The organism is Leptolyngbya sp. NIES-2104 (assembly GCF_001485215.1).
In the GTDB taxonomy this organism is placed as follows: Bacteria; Cyanobacteriota; Cyanobacteriia; order Leptolyngbyales; family Leptolyngbyaceae; genus Leptolyngbya.
The window spans coordinates 2,055,855-2,071,995 of sequence record NZ_BBWW01000001.1 but is presented as its reverse complement, the minus strand read 5'-3'; the positions used below and the strand labels follow the sequence as shown (position 1 = coordinate 2,071,995).

The window sequence follows — 16,141 nt, the reverse complement described above, 5'->3', positions numbered from 1 at the left end:
GGATGATGTTCGATACCATGATAGTTCTAAGCGTCGTCAAATTTTGGCATGAATTTCAATCGTCTTCCGGCTCGAATGCAAGCGGTTCAGTCCCCGATTATTCCGATCGTCGGTGAACTGATTCGCCAACATCCAGGAACAATCTCGCTCGGTCAAGGTGTGGTGAACTATCCGCCGCCTCAAAGCGCGATCGACCAAATCACAACGTTTCTCAGCAATCCGAATCATCATAAATATCAAGCGGTTGAAGGAATTCCGGATTTAAAGAATGCGATCGCTCACAAGCTGATGATCGAAAACAAACTCGATTTAAGCGATCGCGAGATCGTTGTCACCGCAGGCAGCAATATGGCTTTCTTGAATGTGGTGTTAGCGATTACTGATCCGGGAGATGAAATCATTTTGCAAACGCCGTTTTACTTTAATCATGAAATGGCGATCGAGATTGCAAGCTGTCGAGCCGTTTTAGTTCCAACTGATGAAAATTATCAGCTTCAACCGAATTTAATTCGGGCTGCAATCACGGATCGAACTCGTGCGATCATTACAATTTCCCCAAATAATCCCACAGGTGCAGTGTATTCCGAATCAGCCTTGCGCGAAGTGAATCAAATGTGTTGCGACTCTAATTGCTTTCACATTACCGATGAAGCTTACGAATATTTCACCTATGGCGTTGATCATTTCTCGGCTGCCAGCATTGCCGATAGTGCTAACCATACGATTTCGATCTTTAGTCTGTCTAAAGCGTATGGCTTTGCGAGTTGGCGAATCGGATACATGATGATTCCGTCGTTTTTGCTCGAATCGGTGCAGAAAATTCAGGATACGAATGTGATTTGTCCATCGGTGATCGCTCAGTTTGCAGCCGTTGGAGCATTAGAAGCAGGACGATCGTACTGTGAGGAAAAATTAAATGCGATCGCCCAAGTTCGAGAAATTGTCTTAGACGAACTTCAAACCATTCGCCATCTCTGCACGGTTCCACAAACCGATGGCGCGTTCTATTTTTTGCTGAAAGTTCATACCGAGATGGACACGATGGAACTGGTGAAACAATTGATTCAAGACCATCGAGTGGCAGTCCTTCCGGGTTTCACCTTTGGTTTAGAGAATGGCTGTTACTTGCGGGTGGGCTATGGGGCGTTAGAGAAAGAGACTGCGATCGCAGGAATTCAACGCCTGGTCACTGGATTGAAAACGATCGTCGAGACACGCTAAAACTGAGAAAAAATCGGAATCACAAATCATGCTTTCAACTCCTCCCGCTGTCTCTCTTGCAGGTCTTTTATCCGAAGTGCATCACCTGGCATTGAATGTCAAAGATATGCAGGCTTCGCGCTATTTCTACGGTACTGTCTTGGGTCTGCATGAATTGACGGGCGCAGAAGTCCCCGAAACGCTGAAAAATGAGGTTGCTGCGGGAAAAGTTGCAAACTTCAGAACACCCGATGGCACGATTATCGACTTATTTTGGGAGCCAGATTTAACCCCGCCTGATCCTGACCCCAAGAAAGGCTTTACGCGGATGAATCATTTTGCGTTTGGGATTGCGCCGGAATTGTTCGATCGAGCCGTTGAAGTCCTCCATCATTACGATGTGTTAATTGATCACGGTCCCGTGACTCGCCCCACAGGTCGCGGCATTTACTTCTATGATCCGGACGGTTTTCTATTAGAAATCCGCTGCAATCCTGCACCATAGGATCACAGCGGAACGGCTGCACATTTTTAGCGGAAACATAGAAATCCGCTAGTCGTCCAAAAGCGGTCGAAAGTTCAACATGGCTCCTGAACGGTGAGAGTAGCGATGTAGGTACAGTACCGTTTTTTTTCTCTGATTCGCCTCACCCAATGAGGTCATTAATTTTTACCCGATCAGGCGATTTATCTCTAACCTTGAAGTGAGTTAGATCACTAGTTAAGTCTCAAGTTTATAAGACTCTAAAAGATACACTCATTTGCCACATCTTTGAGTAAGATCTTGCAAAGGGTGGATGCTTTTTTGCTTTCCTGAGAATTGAGCGAGGTTTGAGATGCTAGAAAAACTCCTACAAGCGATCGCCATTACGCTACTGATGGCATTGTTCGCTGGCATTGGTACACCGAAACCGAAAGAAGTACCGAACCCATTTTTTCACGCCTTTTCTCTCCCGTTACTGAATCTGGGATCGTTGAATTAATGATTCTGCACATCACTGAGCGCGAACGTGTTCCCCGCTCTGGAGACTACCGAGCAGATTCACTCGATACAGAAGGCTTCATTCACTGCTCAACACCAGATCAGGTCGTTTGGGTGGCGAATCAGTTTTATCGTGGAAAATCGGGTCTTGTGCTGCTGGTGATCGATGTCGATCGCGTTCGCGCAGAAGTGAAATACGAACCTGTCGAGGGAGTGGGCGACTTTCCTCATATTTACGGTGCGTTAAATGCAGATGCGATCGTTAACGTGATCGATTTTCCGCCAAATTCTGATGGATCGTTTATATTGCCAAATCAGTTGTTAACTTAAAACTCCGAAAATCACAGGTTTTGTTAAGATTTTAAAACTTGCCTGCCCTAACCCTTGGAGTTTTATATGTTGCGACTCGAACACGTCAGCAAAATTTATTCGACTGGCGAAGTTCTCAAAGATGTGAACTGGGAAGTGAAACCCGGCGATCGGATCGGCTTGGTTGGTGTGAACGGTGCAGGCAAGTCCACGCAGTTGAAAATCATTGCGGGCGAAATTGAACCGACCGATGGCGAAGTGATTCGTCCTTCGAGTCTGCACATCGCTTATCTAACGCAAGAATTTGAGGTTGATCCGACTCGAACCGTTCGAGAAGAGTTTTGGCGAGCATTCAAAGAAGCGAATGAAGTGCATGAAGCGCTGTCTGAAGTGCATCGCGCCATGGAAACCGCAACGCCAGAAGAATTAGATAAGCTGCTAACCAAGATGGATAAGTTACAGCGAAAATACGAGGCGATGGACGGTTACGGGCTGGAAACGCGGATCGAGAAGATTCTGCCTGAGATGGGATTCGATTCCGATGATGGCGATCGATTAGTCAGCGCGTTCAGCGGCGGCTGGCAAATGCGGATGAGTTTAGGCAAGATCTTGCTGCAATCTCCAGATCTGTTGCTGCTCGACGAGCCGACGAACCATTTAGATCTAGAAACGATCGAATGGTTGGAGAACTATCTGAAGGAATTGACAACACCGATGGTGATTGTGTCGCACGATCGTGAATTCCTCGATCGACTTTGCACCCAGATTGTTGAAACCGAACGGGGCATATCAGCGACGTATTTGGGCAACTATTCCGCTTACTTGCAGCAGAAACAAGAACAGCGAGATGCTCAGATGAGTGCATTTGAGCGGCAGCAGAAAGAACTTGAGAAACAGCAGGCATTTGTCGAGCGATTCCGAGCCAGCGCGACCCGAAGCACCCAAGCAAAGAGCCGCGAGAAGCAATTAGACAAAGTTGAACGGATCGAAGCTCCGGATTCGGATGTGAGAACGCTGCATTTCCGATTTCCACCTGCGCCTAGAAGTGGTCGTGAGGTTGTAATCATTGAAGATCTCACACACATGTACGGCGACAAAATTCTGTTTCTGGGTGCAGAACTGTTAATTGAGCGCGGGGATCATGTTGCGATTTTAGGACCGAATGGAGCCGGAAAATCGACCTTACTTCACCTGATGACCGGGAGCGAACAGCCGACAGAAGGCACCGTTAAGTTAGGGGATCATAACGTAATTCCGAGCTATTTCGAGCAGAATCAAGCCGAAGCGCTCGACCTAAATAAAACGGTCATTGATACAATTCACGATGAGGTTCCGGACTGGAAAAACGAAGAAGTTCGGACACATTTAGGACGATTTTTGTTCAGTGGTGATACCGTTTTCAAGAAAGTAGAATCGCTGAGCGGAGGCGAGAAAGCGAGATTGGCACTCGCGAAAATGCTGCTTCAACCCGCAAATTTACTCATTCTCGATGAGCCGACCAATCATTTAGATATTCCCGCCAAAGAAATGCTCGAAGAAGCAATTCAGAACTATGACGGTAGCGTCGTGATTGTGTCGCACGATCGCTATTTTATTTCGCAAACCGCAAACAAAATCGTCGAAATCCGTGACGGTGAACTCCGCTTGTATCGGGGTGATTACCACTATTACCTAGACAAAACGGCGGAAGAGAGAGAAAAAGCAAAACTTGCCGCGATCGAGGCAGAGAAAGCCGAAAAAGTCGCAGAAAAACGCGCCAAACAAAAAACCAAAGAAAAGGAAAAGAAAGCTCAAAAAAGCGCGTAATTTTTGTTGAAAACCGCTACGATTCAAAACAGAAGAACAGAGCATAGATGGTTTGCGGTGAGCTTTTTCACGAATAGCAAACCATTTATTGTTGAGAGGAATTTCCCGCTATGATTTGCGGAGCTGATAGAAATCTTAAAAGATGATTAATAAAACAATCAGTTCAGGATTTCATATGTAGGGAAAAAGTGAATGGTCACAGTAGCAATGGTATGATTTGCGGAGAATATTTCAGTGAAAGGGCAGAACAATATGGGGCAACCGCCTGTTTCTCCTGTGGTGCTTATTATTCTGGATGGCTGGGGATATCGTGAAGATCGTGACGGAAACGCGATCGCACAAGCCCATACGCCCGTGATGAATAGCTTATGGGCAGCGTATCCTCACACGCTGATTCGCACATCGGGTAAAGATGTGGGATTGCCGGATGGTCAAATGGGCAACTCAGAAGTCGGACACCTGAATCTTGGTGCAGGGCGCGTCGTTCCTCAAGAACTGGTGAGAATTTCCGATGCGGTCGAAGATAAAAGCCTGCTGACGAATCCGAAGTTAGTTGAAGTTTGTGAAGCGGTGAAGTCGCAAGGCTCAAAGCTGCATTTAGTTGGTTTGTGTTCAGAAGGCGGCGTTCACGCACACATTTCGCATTTAGTCGGATTACTTGAACTTGCGAAATCACAAGGCATTTCAGAAGTTTGCATCCATGCGATTACGGACGGGCGTGATACGTTGCCTAAATCGGGGATCGATGAACTTCAGAAATTGCAGTTAGAGATTGACCGTCTTGGAGTTGGGCGAATTGTCACGGTGAGCGGTCGTTACTATGCAATGGATCGCGATCGACGTTGGGATCGCGTCGAAAAGGCTTATAAAGTAATGACCGAAATCGGAGAAGGCACAGGTCAAAGTGCGATCGAGGTCATCAAAGCTGCTTACAACGCAGGGATCACCGATGAATTCGTTGAACCTGTGCGAATTGCACCGGGAGCCGTTGAAGCGGGCGATGGTGTGATCTTCTTTAATTTCCGACCGGATCGGGCGCGGCAGTTAACCCAAGCATTTGTTGATCCGAAATTTAATGGATTTGAGCGATCGCCAATCACACCCCTTTCGTTTGTGACTTTCACTCAATACGATCCCTCGCTTCCGGTGAAAGTTGCCTTTGAGCCGCAGAACTTTAATAACATTCTGGGTGAAGTTGTTTCTCGTCACGGATTGCGCCAATTGCGAACGGCTGAAACCGAGAAATATGCTCACGTCACGTACTTTTTCAATGGAGGCTTAGAAGAGCCGTTCCCTGGAGAAGATCGAGAAATGGTGCCGAGTCCGATGGTGCTGACTTACGATAAAAAGCCTGCAATGTCGGCGGAAAAAGTCACCGAAGGTGCGATCGCTGCGATCGAAAAACGCATCTATTCGATGATGATTCTCAACTATGCAAACCCTGACATGGTTGGACATACCGGACAAATTGAAGCCACGATCGAGGCATTAGAAACCGTCGATCGATGTTTGGGACGATTGTTAGAAGCGATCATTCGCGCAGGTGGAACTGCATTAATCACAGCCGATCACGGAAATGCTGAGCAAATGTGGGATGAGAATCACAATCCTTGGACGGCTCACACCACGAACCCTGTCCCATTTATTCTCGTAGAAGGCGAAGGTCGGAAAATTCCGGGACATGGAACCGATGTGTCGCTAAGAGACGATGGACGATTAGCGGATGTGGCTCCGACGATTCTTGATATTTTGCAGTTGCCGATCCCTGAAGAAATGACGGGGCGTTCATTGATTCAGAAGGCTGAATTTGATGTTCGGGCAAATCGAACTCCGGTGAAGATTGCGCGGTAAGAGATTTTTTAGCTCAAAATCCCCTCTGTAAGATTCACGCTTGCAGAGGGGATTTGTTATTACAGCGAATCAAAAATAAATTGATCCCCGCTGCGAGTCATCTTCAATGCAACCCGTTTGCGTTCTCGTCGATCGCCAGTATCAGGATCAAAACTAATCGTCCGACCCCGCAGAATATCGCTGTTCACAATGAAATCTGGATCATTCAAGCGATCGCGAATCGCATTCGGACTTAGCTTAAAGTTAGGAGACTGAAATACTTTCGTGAGTACTTGTACTGCTTCATAGGACAACGCGGCTTTGTGATTGAAGTCGCCCGCCCAGTAAGAGTTGAGTTCTTCACGAAACGCGCTGGCTCCAGGTAGCTCAAAAAACCAATCGGCAGCCACAATCATTTTTCCGTCTAACTGATCAAATCCGATGCGATCGGCAAGTTTTTTCATTTCTCCTAAAATGCTGCTGTTGTACAGTGTATTTGCTGCTAGGACTAATTTCTTTCCTTGGTTCTGCCGCAGGATTTCAACCGATCGTCTGAACGTCGTTGAACTGTTGGTCTGTCCATCTGCAAAGAGCGCGATCGCATCGACATCCTTCATTTCAGAAAGCGATCGAGCCACATCAAAACCGTTCTCCGAAAGGTTCTTCTCAACAAAATCAAGCCTGGCTGACCGGAGCAAATCTTTGAATTGTTCCGCTAGACTTTGACTAAACTTTTCATCACTGTAGAAAATGCCAATCTTTTTCCCGTTTGGATTTTGACGCTGAAAAGCACCCAATAACGCAACGGCTTCATCTTCAGTCGTTGAAGTGGTGCGGAAAAAAACTTTATTTCTGTCGTTGCAGTTTGCATCGTTCCGAATATTTTTCGCGGTGCTCGCGGAAGAAACGACCACGATATTGGCTTCGCTGTAAGTTCCAAGTACAGCACAAGTAACCGCACTCGTGTAATGTCCGACAATCGCTAGAACTGATCGCTGATCCACACCTTTGACGAGCGATTGTGCGATCGCCTTTGCTTGTTCGGTATTGCCGCGATCGTTCGCAATCATGATTTCTAAATTGAGCTTGTCTCTCACCGCTCGATCTTGCATTTGTGCGGCTCCGAATAGAATTTGGCGACTCACGTCGGTATCTTCAAGATTGAGCGGAGTCGCAACCGCGATCGTATAAAGCGGCGTTTTCTCAGCAAGACTGCGCCGACGAGATTCCGCATTGTTGCGATAGATCAGAATTTGAGGGTCTTTGAAGGCTTGTTTTGCTTGCTCTCGTTCATCTTTCGACAATTGCCGTTTTGGATTGCGATAGTCTTCGCGAATTGCATCGAAGATTTTGACGGCTTCAGCGAAGTTTCCTTGGCTGAGTTGTTCAATGCCGCTGTCTTTTCGAGTTTGAAAGGCTAATCGAAGCGGAGACACTTGATCATCTGCGATCTCGGTGAGTTGTCCGTAGCTGATTAGTCGATCGGGCGAAATGAGTTTGGTTTGTGTTGCTTCAGACTTTTGTGGACTGACTGAAGCAAACTGAGACTGACAAAATGGGATTGCGATCGCAACAATCAAAGCAATCAAGCCCAAGGCAATCCACTTGGCATACTTTGAGAGCTTCCATTGTTTCGGCTGCGATGAGGGAATAGTTAAGGGTGGCAGCGTGGTTGTTCCAGAATTTGAACTGGGTTGAAGTTCCGCTAGTATGGCTCTTGTAGTAGGACGCTGTTGGGGAGCTTCATCAAGGCAGCGATCGAGCAAGTTCCGAAACCGCTCCGAAGGCGTGAAATCGAGCATTGTGTACCAGTACGGCACATCGAGATAGTCAGGGCGCGTTCCTGTCAGCAAATGCAACAGTGTTCGACCCAAAGCATAAACATCCGACTGCGGCACTGCTTTACCAAGTAATTGTTCTGGGGCGGTATAGCCAAGAGAACGCCATTGGGTCACAGAATGACCGTTGATCACCGTTTCAGTCAGTTCTCTTGCAGTGCCAAAATCAATTAATACCAGTCTGCCGCTCGGCTGACGAATAATGTTTGACGGTTTAATGTCGCGATGAAAAAACTGTCGTTGATGTACGTAATCGAGCACTCTTGCCAGTTGAGCAAACCAATCGATCTCAGTTGTTTCATTCGTCAATCGCTGACCTCGATCGAGCCAGTCTTCGAGATTTTCTCCTTCGATCCACTGCATCACGAGACAGGGGATCTCACGAGAAACTGGATTTGTAATGGCGATCGAGAACGCATCTTCAAGCCTTGGAATGCTGGGATGCCTCAGTTCTGACAAGATTCTGCGTTCTTGTCCAAACGCTTGTCGAATGATGGAATTGTTATGGATTTTGAGAGTTTTAAGAACTTTGCGCTTTCCGCCTTCGTCGAGGTCTGCGACTTCAAACACTTCGGTGTAGGGATGTTCATGCTCTTCCAACAGCTATCGCACAATGCGATAGCGATCGTGAATTACTAGCGGCGTTTGGCAAGCTTGGCAATGACTAGTAGAAGCTTGATTGTGTCGCTGGGGGCACCAGGGATTGATGCAATAACTCATAGGGTCTGTTGGGGCAGCATTAGCTCTCAGTTCGACTTTATCCATTTACTGAAGGGGAAATGGGAGCAAGATCAGGAATCAGATTGTTTGCAATGTCTCTGATGACCTTGCTCTTGGAGGGTGTTTGAAAAGTATAAATAGTCCATCCGCTCCGTTACGCCCCCACTCTGAAATAAATTTCGGGCTAACCGTAGAAAGTCTACTGAAGTAGACTGGGAGACAGTTTCATGCTCTTAGTCCATTTCCAATGGACTTTCGCCGATTAGCCCGAAATTCATTTCAGGGCGAGAGTTGCAACGAACAACAATTTTTCAAACACCCTCTTACAAAAATTTCTTGCTTTCATGCTACCGTTTGCTGTGGTATTTTCCAAGCCAGTAGACTTCCTGCATAAATGCCGTGGATAAAGTCGAAATTAGAACCGCTAATTAACTCCTTTCGGATAGTGTTGCTCTGGATTCACAAGCCGCAGCAATTTCTGTTTCACCTGAGCATCAAACACCGACCATTTTGTTTTGGCGTATTCGCTATTCTCGGTAAAGCCAGAGAGGAATCCCATCGGAATCTCAAATCCGCCCGCTTGCGATCGACCGCCCCCAAAAAAGCGCCCTTGAGTATCCTGCCCAAAGGCTTCTTTGATGAATTCATCTGGATCGAGCGTCAATTTATTCGTCCGTAACGATCCCACAACGAATTCGAGTTCCTCATCCTCGTCGTGAACAATGCCGTAAACAACCGCAGTATGAACATTCTCCTCAGTCACAAGGAAATCGGCGGCTTGCGGAATTGCATCGCGATCGTCATATCTCAAATAGCCGACTCCAGCGATCGAAAAGTTGTTGTGAACGGTACGATTTTTTAGCGATCGTTCGATCACATCCATCACTTGCTTTGATCGCGATGACTGCATCACAGCATTAAGCAATTGCGCGTCATAATATCGGCTCAAGAATGCGGCAGCGAGAAAATCTTCTTCCTGCGCCTGCATTAAGCGATTCGTGTCCGATCGTAATCCGTGCATCAGCGCTGTCGCACATTTGACGTGTTCTTGCGTACTCGTATCGAATTTCAACAGACCGGCTTGAATGTACTGCGTCAGAATCGTTGCTGTGGCGCGAGTGTAAGAGCGGATATCGACAAATTCAGCTTTGAGGTCGTCCTGCATACTGTGGTGATCGATCACAACCGTAATCGGGATATTCGCCTGCTGCACCGACGTAAGCAGTTGGCTCGTAGTTCCCTGGTTGTCAATCAGCACACAGCCTTTGTAGTTCGAGAAATCTTTGTTTTTTGCCGTTTGGGTGGTTAAGCGTTGAAGTGGCAGGGCGGTTAATTTGACCAGCGCAATGTTTTCTTGGTGTGAAAGCGTCCCAGCGTAGACAATTTCGGACTGAATCTCGAATTTTTGAGCAATCAGTTTGTACGCCCAAGCAGAAGAAAGGGCATCCGGGTCGGGAAAGTCTTGTAGGATGATTAATTGTCGATCGCCTCTGTGCCGTTCTAGAGCTTGGCGAAATGCCTCGATCTTCTGTTCTTGTTCGGGAGAACGCATCATGTCGTAGGGAAAGCGCCCTCGATGATCGTAGCTCGAACCATTTAACGACTTGGAGATCTCGCTGCTGATCGGTGGAGCGATGCCGTTAGTGGCGAGTTCAGTTGGATTCAGCCCAGAAATGCCGGAGTCTGGTTCCATTGTAATCAGTGAAGTGAATGGCACAGTCGAATCGGATTGCATACTAGAAGTTGTGCGAAAAATAGAACCAGCCTAGTCGATAAGAAATGAAATAATTGGCGACAAAGCAGGTAGAATATCTAACGCTATAGAATCGCCAGACTTAATTTCGTTCTCGATCGAAGGCACTTCCTGATCTTCGCAAAAAACTTCAAAAAACGGCAGACCGATTTGTTCAGTTTCCCTCATTAGATAGAGAGAATTACCGAACTCGGTCATCAAATCCTTATCAGAAGATTATTCTTCGCGGACTCCCCCGATGACATATTTCTGCCATTCCTGGTTTACGCCATTCTTCACATGCTTCGTCACTTCAAAGTAGAGACTACTGTGCGGACGGTGTGGCGAATTGTAGAGGGGCATTCCGGCTTCTTTTGGCGTACGATTGCCTTTCTTGACGTTGCAGCGAACGCAAGCCGTGACAATATTTTCCCAGGAGTCGCCGCCGCCTCTCGATCGAGGAATCACATGATCCAAAGTCAAATCGTCCCCGGTATAGCCGCAGTACTGACAGGAATGTCCGTCGCGGTGTAAAAGATTTTTCCGCGTGAGGGGAATCTCTTTGTAGGGGACGCGCACGTAGTGGCGCAGGCGGATCACTGTGGGGAGTGGAAACCCCGAATAAATGAACTTTCCATTATGCTCGACTTGCTCAGCTTTGCCTTTAATTAGCAGAACAACTGCTCGCCGCCAACTGGTAATATTGAGCGGTTCGTATGAGGCATTGAGCACCAGAACCTTTCCCATTCGGATTGTTTAAGACGCGCTTATTTGCACTGATGCTAACATATCCAATCGAGTCGATGCTTGCAAGTTAGTACGAAACACCTCGATAAATGCGGGAGGTTCGAGCTTGCGGGGACGCTTGGTTCGCTGGTTCAAGAAATTCAGCGATTTGCAGCAGGGTGCCCATTTCTTGTAATTTGGCGAATATTTTTTGGGCAAGTTCAGGGTTTTTGAGTCGATCACTAAAAAATTCAAGTGTGATCGGTTGCTTGTGGGTGAAAATTTCCTCAATCACTTGATCGATCGAGAATGCGATTAAGTTAGCGATTTCTTCAGACCCGATCGATTCAGGAGTCTCTTCTTCAGCGACCCCTTCAGGCAGCTTGACTTCTCGCCATACAAAATAGCCGCCATCCATATCCACAACTAAGCACGAGGTGAGATCGTTGCCTTCTAAATGAAGATTTTCAATGACGCGATCGTAAACTCGTTCTGAAAACGCGTCGCCTTTGACATAAGTTTTTTCTTGAAAGACCAGTTGATCGGCGTGGTCTTTATTCAGGGTTTCAAATTCGCGCAAGCTCAGGTGGAAAATTTTCATCGTTTAAACTGTGTGGGCAAGCTGCTTTTTACCTTTCAACCAATAGGTTGCCATTTCTCCGTGTCCTTTGCACGATCGCTTGACCTAGGAGGGCGAGAAATGCCACTGTACCGAGTGAAACGATATAAAGTGAAGTCAATCGACGAGTTGAAGATTAGGGTGGCGGCATTTTCAAAGATCGAGAAATAAAGCTTTGCCCTAGATTTCCCGATTTTGAAAGAATTGTTGAAATAGAGGTAGGAGTCGATCGAGTTGGTGTGATCGAGGAGTGTAAGTGATGTTGAGTTGGGATCAAAGTTCGAGTATTGCGCTGATGCAGCGAGAACGGGCTTGGGTAGAAATTGATCTCGCGGCACTGTCTCATAACGTGCAGCAGATTCTCAGCCTGGTTTCGCCCCGGACGGAATTAATGGCGGTCGTGAAAGCGGATGCGTATGGACATGGAGCCGTGACGGTCGCACAAACGGTTTTACAATCAGGCGCGAGTTGGCTCGGAGTGGCAACGATTCCGGAGGGGATTGAACTGAGAGAAGCGGGAATCGAAGCGCCGATTCTCGTTTTAGGTGCGACTCATACGTCTGAGCAAATTCGAGCGATCGAGCATTGGCATCTTCAACCCACGCTCTGTACACCCAAACAAGCTTTAGTTTATTCAGAGTCTGCCCGTCGGACGCTTCCGATTCACCTCAAACTAGATACAGGAATGTCGCGCTTGGGGACTTCTTGGGAAAATGCGGTTGAGTTTGTCCAACTGGTGAAGGGCTTGCCAAATTTGTCGATCGCGAGTATCTATTCTCATCTCGCCACTGCTGAAGATCTCGATTCCACGATTCGCAACCAGCAACAACAGCGATACGAAACTGCCATTCGCGCCTGTGGATATGATTTGAACGGCAAGCATCCACGATTTCATTTAGCGAATTCGGCAGGTACGATCGTGGATTCGAGCTTGCACTATGACATGGTACGAACCGGGCTGTTACTGTACGGACTCTATCCAGCAGAACATTTGAAATCCGCGATCGATTTACGTCCTGTGATGCAGGTGAAAGCGCGGGTGACTCAAGTGAAAACGATCCAAGCAGGAACTGGAGTGAGTTACGGATATCGATTTATTGCCGATCGAGAAACTCAAATCGCTGTGATCGGAATCGGTTATGCGGACGGAGTGCCCCGGAACTTATCGAACAAGATGACTGGTCTCGTTCGGGGACAACACGCTAAGCAAATCGGCTCGATCACGATGGATCAGTTAATGCTCGATGTCAGCCATATTCCAGCTTTGCAAGAAGGTGAAGTTGTCACTTTGTTAGGGCAAGACGGAAACGAGAAAATTTTGGCAGACGACTGGGCGAATCTGCTTGGAACCATTTCTTGGGAGATTCTCTGCGGGTTCAAACATCGATTACCGCGTGTTGCAGTGGGTAAACCGTTAGTGAAGCGGGAAATTCGGCAATCCACCCGAAAATTTTGGAGCTAATTTGCTGGATCAAAGGCTGAAATGATTTCTGGTTCTGCGATCGCACTGTCTAACCATTCCTGCATCGCGGGTAACGCCAAAATCGCTTCTGAATAGTCCTGACAGATTGGATCAAGCTTCACATCATACGTGCGAAATCTTAGAACCACAGGCGCATAGACGGCATCCGCGATCGTAAATCTTCCAAATAAAAATCCGCCGCCAGTTCCGTACTTTTCACGGCAATGTTTCCAAACGGTTGTAATGCGATCGATGTCCTGCTGAACTTCCGGGGTGATTTCGTAGTTCGGAAAATGCCCGCGACAGTTCATCGCTAACTGATTTCGTAGTGCAAAGAAACCGCTGTGCATTTCAGCGCAAATCGATCGGGCAATTGCCCGCCCGGAGCGATCTCCTGTCCACCACGATCGCTCCGGATACATTTCAGCTAGGTATTCAAAAATTGCCATCGAATCCCAAATCGCTCGGCTCTCGTGAATCAGAATCGGCACTTTTCCGTTTCCATCTGGGCAATATTGCCGAATTTGGGCAGTCGATTCAGGCGTATAGAGAGGGATGCGAACTTCATCAAACGGCAACTCGAACTGTTTCAAAGCCAGCCACGGACGTAATGACCAGGATGAATAGTTCTTGTTGCCGATAATTAGCGTCAGAAAAGCCATCAGACCGTTTGAGCGTTTGAAGGAACAGAGTTTAAGTTTTGATCCAATTGCTGGCGGGCGAGATAGTCCGCTAACTGAGCTTCGATCTTGGTGCGGACTTCTTGGCGATACTCTAAGAAATGCTCATTTAGGGCGCAAACAGAAAGGTAATGTTCTGCGACAGTCGGATTCTGTTTGAGAATGCTAAACAAATGATGCCAAAATTTCCACCGTGTTTCGCGGATTACACCTTGTCGCCAGCAAACGGTGAGAAAAGCCCGAATCACAATCCAAGTCACTTTTCTCAGCTTCTTCGGATGTCTGGGCGCACCCAGTTTTAGGAAATGTCGATAAGTTCGATCGAGATAATTCACTGGGTCATACAAGCGCCAAAATCCATCAATATATTCGCGGGTGACTTCTTCTAACGGTCGAGTTGGCACGAAGTTCATCAAAGTCGATTGATTCAAATTCGCATTGTTTTCGACCAAGCGACCTTCACGTTTTAAGCGATGCCACAAAGCCGTATCTGGTAGCGCTTGTAGCATCGAGAAAATCGCGATCGGGATCGTCGTCTGTTCGGCAAATCGCACGATACGATCGCCCGCCCCCGATGTTTCATTGTCAAATCCAATGATGAAGCCTGCCATCACTCGCAAGCCTTTTGATGCGATCGCATCTACCGCATCCGAAAGCGAATTTCTTGTATTCTGATGCTTGTTCGTGAGCGATAAACTTGACTCATCAGGCGTTTCAATGCCTAAAAATACTCCATTGAAATTGCACTCGACCATCAAGTCCATTAGCTCATCATCTTGAGCTAAATCGACAGACGCTTCAGTGCTGAGGTGAAAGGGATACTCATGCTCTTCCATCCAGCCTTGAAGCGCTTTCAAGAGCAGTTTTACATTGCGTTTATTCCCGATGAAATTATCATCGACCATGAAAATCGATCGTCGCCAACCAAGATCGTATAAGCGATCGAGTTCTGCTAACAATTGCTCAGGGCTTTTTGTCCGAGGTTTGCGCCCGTAAAGAACAATAATGTCGCAAAATTCGCACTGAAACGGACAACCGCGTGAGAACTGAACCGACATATTATCGTAGGCATCGAACTCAAGCAGATCAAATCGAGGAATTGGCGTGATTGTTACATCCGGGCGATTGCCATCTGACCGAAACGTTCCATGAGTTTCCCCACGCTGCACAGCCTCGATAAATTTCGGTAAAGTAATTTCGCCTTCATCCAAAATCAGATAATCCGCTTCTGAAACCTCATCTGGAAGTGCAGTTGCATAAGGACCGCCTACAGCAACTGGCTTTCCACGTCGTTTTGCTTCTCGAATTTGTTCTAAAAGATCATGTTTTTGCACAATCATTGCAGACATGAGCACTAAATCTGCCCAGTCCCATTCTGCTTCGGTCACAGGGCGAACATTGAGATCGACTAATTTAAACTCCCACTCTTGCGGCAAAATCGCCGCCACTGTAATTAGTCCCAGTGGCGGCAACATCGCTTTTCGACCGACAAGTTGTAGTGCTTTTTCAAATGACCAAAAACTCTGAGGAAAAACTGGATAAAGCAGTAAGACACGCATGATGAAGCCTTGTGAATTCTTTTACGGACAATTGAAAAGCTCTCGCAAGCTTAACTTGTTCTATTCGCTGGCTTCTTTGAATGTCTTATTTCGTAATTAAAATGAAAGGATTTCGTTAAATTTCTTTAATGAAGTGCGATCGTACTCTGTTGGCACGATCGCAGATTCTAACCCTACGCAATCTGACTCAGGAAAGCCGCTTGTTGCTCAGCACCCAGCGATCGTAATGAGGTAAGCAGTTCGCTCGCTTTCGGAGACAGCGAAACATCGCTTGGAATACTATTACTGAACTGTTGACCTAATTGATACCAAAATGCCAAGCGAGAACTCTGATCTAGTGCTTTATAACGAGTCAATGCAGGCTGTGTATTGCCTGGAATCAGTTCCAGAAGTGCTTTGCTTGGATGCGGATCGAGTGCAACTCCATCGCCTTGAGAATTCTGACTTGATAGGAAATCTCCGAGCGTTTGGATTTGTTCATCAGAGCGCTGTGCCTGAATTTGCTCGATTAACGGCGTAATTTCATTACTATTCACACCGTTAAACGAACTCTCAGGAATCGAGCCAGAAACGTCCTTGAACAAAAAGCCTAAAACAGCAAGTTTTTCCTCAACGGGCAAACTCTGAAATTCTACGATCGCTTGATCCAAGTTGCTTGTATTAATCGAAGTCATAAAC

Annotated in this window: 15 protein-coding genes; 7 read left to right on the top strand and 8 right to left on the bottom strand. The window is 46.9% G+C overall.

Annotated features, from left to right (window positions below; genetic code table 11):
- The first annotated feature begins 48 nt into the window (after positions 1 to 48).
- The 6 genes from NIES2104_RS09560 to gpmI all read left to right on the top strand — a co-directional run bounded on the left by NIES2104_RS09560 (position 49) and on the right by gpmI (position 6,148).
- Entirely contained in the window at positions 49 to 1,221 is a 1,173-nt protein-coding gene (locus tag NIES2104_RS09560; protein WP_058997975.1) for a pyridoxal phosphate-dependent aminotransferase, read from the top strand.
- A gap of 28 nt (positions 1,222 to 1,249) precedes the next feature.
- On the top strand, positions 1,250 to 1,705 hold the full coding sequence (locus tag NIES2104_RS09555) for a VOC family protein (protein WP_058997973.1): 456 nt from the start codon (positions 1,250 to 1,252) through the stop codon (positions 1,703 to 1,705).
- Between the two features lie 331 nt (positions 1,706 to 2,036).
- On the top strand, positions 2,037 to 2,183 hold the full coding sequence (locus NIES2104_RS31675; RefSeq protein WP_156426912.1) for a hypothetical protein: 147 nt from the start codon (positions 2,037 to 2,039) through the stop codon (positions 2,181 to 2,183).
- Complete coding sequence (locus tag NIES2104_RS09550) at positions 2,183 to 2,512, top strand: DUF952 domain-containing protein (RefSeq protein ID WP_058997971.1); 330 nt, start codon at positions 2,183 to 2,185, stop codon at positions 2,510 to 2,512. The genes NIES2104_RS31675 and NIES2104_RS09550 overlap by 1 nt, the downstream gene beginning before the upstream one ends.
- 66 nt (positions 2,513 to 2,578) lie before the next feature.
- Complete coding sequence (locus tag NIES2104_RS09545) at positions 2,579 to 4,297, top strand: ABC-F family ATP-binding cassette domain-containing protein (protein WP_058997969.1); 1,719 nt, start codon at positions 2,579 to 2,581, stop codon at positions 4,295 to 4,297.
- 252 nt (positions 4,298 to 4,549) lie between these two features.
- Positions 4,550 to 6,148, top strand: coding sequence for a 2,3-bisphosphoglycerate-independent phosphoglycerate mutase (gene gpmI / locus NIES2104_RS09540; RefSeq protein ID WP_058997967.1), 1,599 nt, complete (start codon positions 4,550 to 4,552; stop codon positions 6,146 to 6,148).
- A gap of 59 nt (positions 6,149 to 6,207) precedes the next feature.
- Here the strand turns inward: gpmI and NIES2104_RS09535 are convergent, their stop codons facing one another.
- The 5 genes from NIES2104_RS09535 to NIES2104_RS09515 all read right to left on the bottom strand — a co-directional run bounded on the left by NIES2104_RS09535 (position 6,208) and on the right by NIES2104_RS09515 (position 11,744).
- Positions 6,208 to 8,565 (bottom strand): bifunctional serine/threonine-protein kinase/ABC transporter substrate-binding protein, encoded by a 2,358-nt coding sequence (locus tag NIES2104_RS09535; RefSeq protein ID WP_058997965.1) that lies wholly within the window; start codon positions 8,563 to 8,565, stop codon positions 6,208 to 6,210.
- 3 nt (positions 8,566 to 8,568) lie between these two features.
- Positions 8,569 to 8,685: a 4-Cys prefix domain-containing protein gene (locus tag NIES2104_RS33805; RefSeq protein WP_370561179.1), complete on the bottom strand. Its 117-nt coding sequence runs from the start codon at positions 8,683 to 8,685 to the stop codon at positions 8,569 to 8,571.
- Between the two features lie 424 nt (positions 8,686 to 9,109).
- The gene (locus NIES2104_RS09530; RefSeq protein WP_058997964.1) at positions 9,110 to 10,378 is read right to left on the bottom strand and encodes a bifunctional oligoribonuclease/PAP phosphatase NrnA; all 1,269 of its coding nucleotides are present in this window, start codon (positions 10,376 to 10,378) and stop codon (positions 9,110 to 9,112) included.
- 276 nt (positions 10,379 to 10,654) lie between these two features.
- Positions 10,655 to 11,164, bottom strand: coding sequence for an HNH endonuclease (locus NIES2104_RS09520; protein WP_058997960.1), 510 nt, complete (start codon positions 11,162 to 11,164; stop codon positions 10,655 to 10,657).
- Positions 11,165 to 11,231: 67 nt separating this feature from the next.
- The gene (locus NIES2104_RS09515; RefSeq protein ID WP_058997957.1) at positions 11,232 to 11,744 is read right to left on the bottom strand and encodes a hypothetical protein; all 513 of its coding nucleotides are present in this window, start codon (positions 11,742 to 11,744) and stop codon (positions 11,232 to 11,234) included.
- 277 nt (positions 11,745 to 12,021) lie between these two features.
- Here NIES2104_RS09515 and alr point away from each other — a divergent pair, with 277 nt between their 5' ends.
- Positions 12,022 to 13,224, top strand: coding sequence for an alanine racemase (gene alr / locus NIES2104_RS09510; RefSeq protein ID WP_058997955.1), 1,203 nt, complete (start codon positions 12,022 to 12,024; stop codon positions 13,222 to 13,224).
- On the opposite strand, the gene NIES2104_RS09505 is transcribed toward alr, so the two are convergent.
- From NIES2104_RS09505 to NIES2104_RS09495, 3 genes are all read right to left on the bottom strand, one after another.
- Complete coding sequence (locus NIES2104_RS09505; RefSeq protein ID WP_058997953.1) at positions 13,221 to 13,886, bottom strand: glutathione S-transferase family protein; 666 nt, start codon at positions 13,884 to 13,886, stop codon at positions 13,221 to 13,223. The genes alr and NIES2104_RS09505 overlap by 4 nt on opposite strands.
- Positions 13,886 to 15,463 carry a B12-binding domain-containing radical SAM protein gene (locus NIES2104_RS09500; RefSeq protein ID WP_058997951.1) on the bottom strand — a complete coding sequence of 526 codons (1,578 nt, stop codon included), beginning with the start codon at positions 15,461 to 15,463 and terminating at the stop codon, positions 13,886 to 13,888. The genes NIES2104_RS09505 and NIES2104_RS09500 overlap by 1 nt, the downstream gene beginning before the upstream one ends.
- Positions 15,464 to 15,636: 173 nt before the next feature.
- Positions 15,637 to 16,137, bottom strand: a complete 501-nt coding sequence (locus NIES2104_RS09495; protein ID WP_058997948.1) for an orange carotenoid protein N-terminal domain-containing protein — start codon at positions 16,135 to 16,137, stop codon at positions 15,637 to 15,639.
- Positions 16,138 to 16,141: the final 4 nt, after the last annotated feature.

Bases quoted from the DNA above. Each gene is read 5' to 3' on its own strand.
- NIES2104_RS09560 (WP_058997975.1), top strand. From the start codon at position 49: ATGAATTTCAATCGTCTTCCGGCTCGAATGCAAGCGGTTCAGTCCCCG.
- NIES2104_RS09555 (WP_058997973.1), top strand. From the start codon at position 1,250: ATGCTTTCAACTCCTCCCGCTGTCTCTCTTGCAGGTCTTTTATCCGAA.
- NIES2104_RS31675 (WP_156426912.1), top strand. From the start codon at position 2,037: ATGCTAGAAAAACTCCTACAAGCGATCGCCATTACGCTACTGATGGCA.
- NIES2104_RS09550 (WP_058997971.1), top strand. From the start codon at position 2,183: ATGATTCTGCACATCACTGAGCGCGAACGTGTTCCCCGCTCTGGAGAC.
- NIES2104_RS09545 (WP_058997969.1), top strand. From the start codon at position 2,579: ATGTTGCGACTCGAACACGTCAGCAAAATTTATTCGACTGGCGAAGTT.
- gpmI (WP_058997967.1), top strand. From the start codon at position 4,550: ATGGGGCAACCGCCTGTTTCTCCTGTGGTGCTTATTATTCTGGATGGC.
- NIES2104_RS33805 (WP_370561179.1), bottom strand. From the start codon at position 8,685: ATGAGTTATTGCATCAATCCCTGGTGCCCCCAGCGACACAATCAAGCT.
- NIES2104_RS09530 (WP_058997964.1), bottom strand. From the start codon at position 10,378: ATGGAACCAGACTCCGGCATTTCTGGGCTGAATCCAACTGAACTCGCC.
- NIES2104_RS09520 (WP_058997960.1), bottom strand. From the start codon at position 11,164: ATGGGAAAGGTTCTGGTGCTCAATGCCTCATACGAACCGCTCAATATT.
- NIES2104_RS09515 (WP_058997957.1), bottom strand. From the start codon at position 11,744: ATGAAAATTTTCCACCTGAGCTTGCGCGAATTTGAAACCCTGAATAAA.
- alr (WP_058997955.1), top strand. From the start codon at position 12,022: ATGTTGAGTTGGGATCAAAGTTCGAGTATTGCGCTGATGCAGCGAGAA.
- NIES2104_RS09505 (WP_058997953.1), bottom strand. From the start codon at position 13,886: ATGGCTTTTCTGACGCTAATTATCGGCAACAAGAACTATTCATCCTGG.
- NIES2104_RS09500 (WP_058997951.1), bottom strand. From the start codon at position 15,463: ATGCGTGTCTTACTGCTTTATCCAGTTTTTCCTCAGAGTTTTTGGTCA.
- NIES2104_RS09495 (WP_058997948.1), bottom strand. From the start codon at position 16,137: ATGACTTCGATTAATACAAGCAACTTGGATCAAGCGATCGTAGAATTT.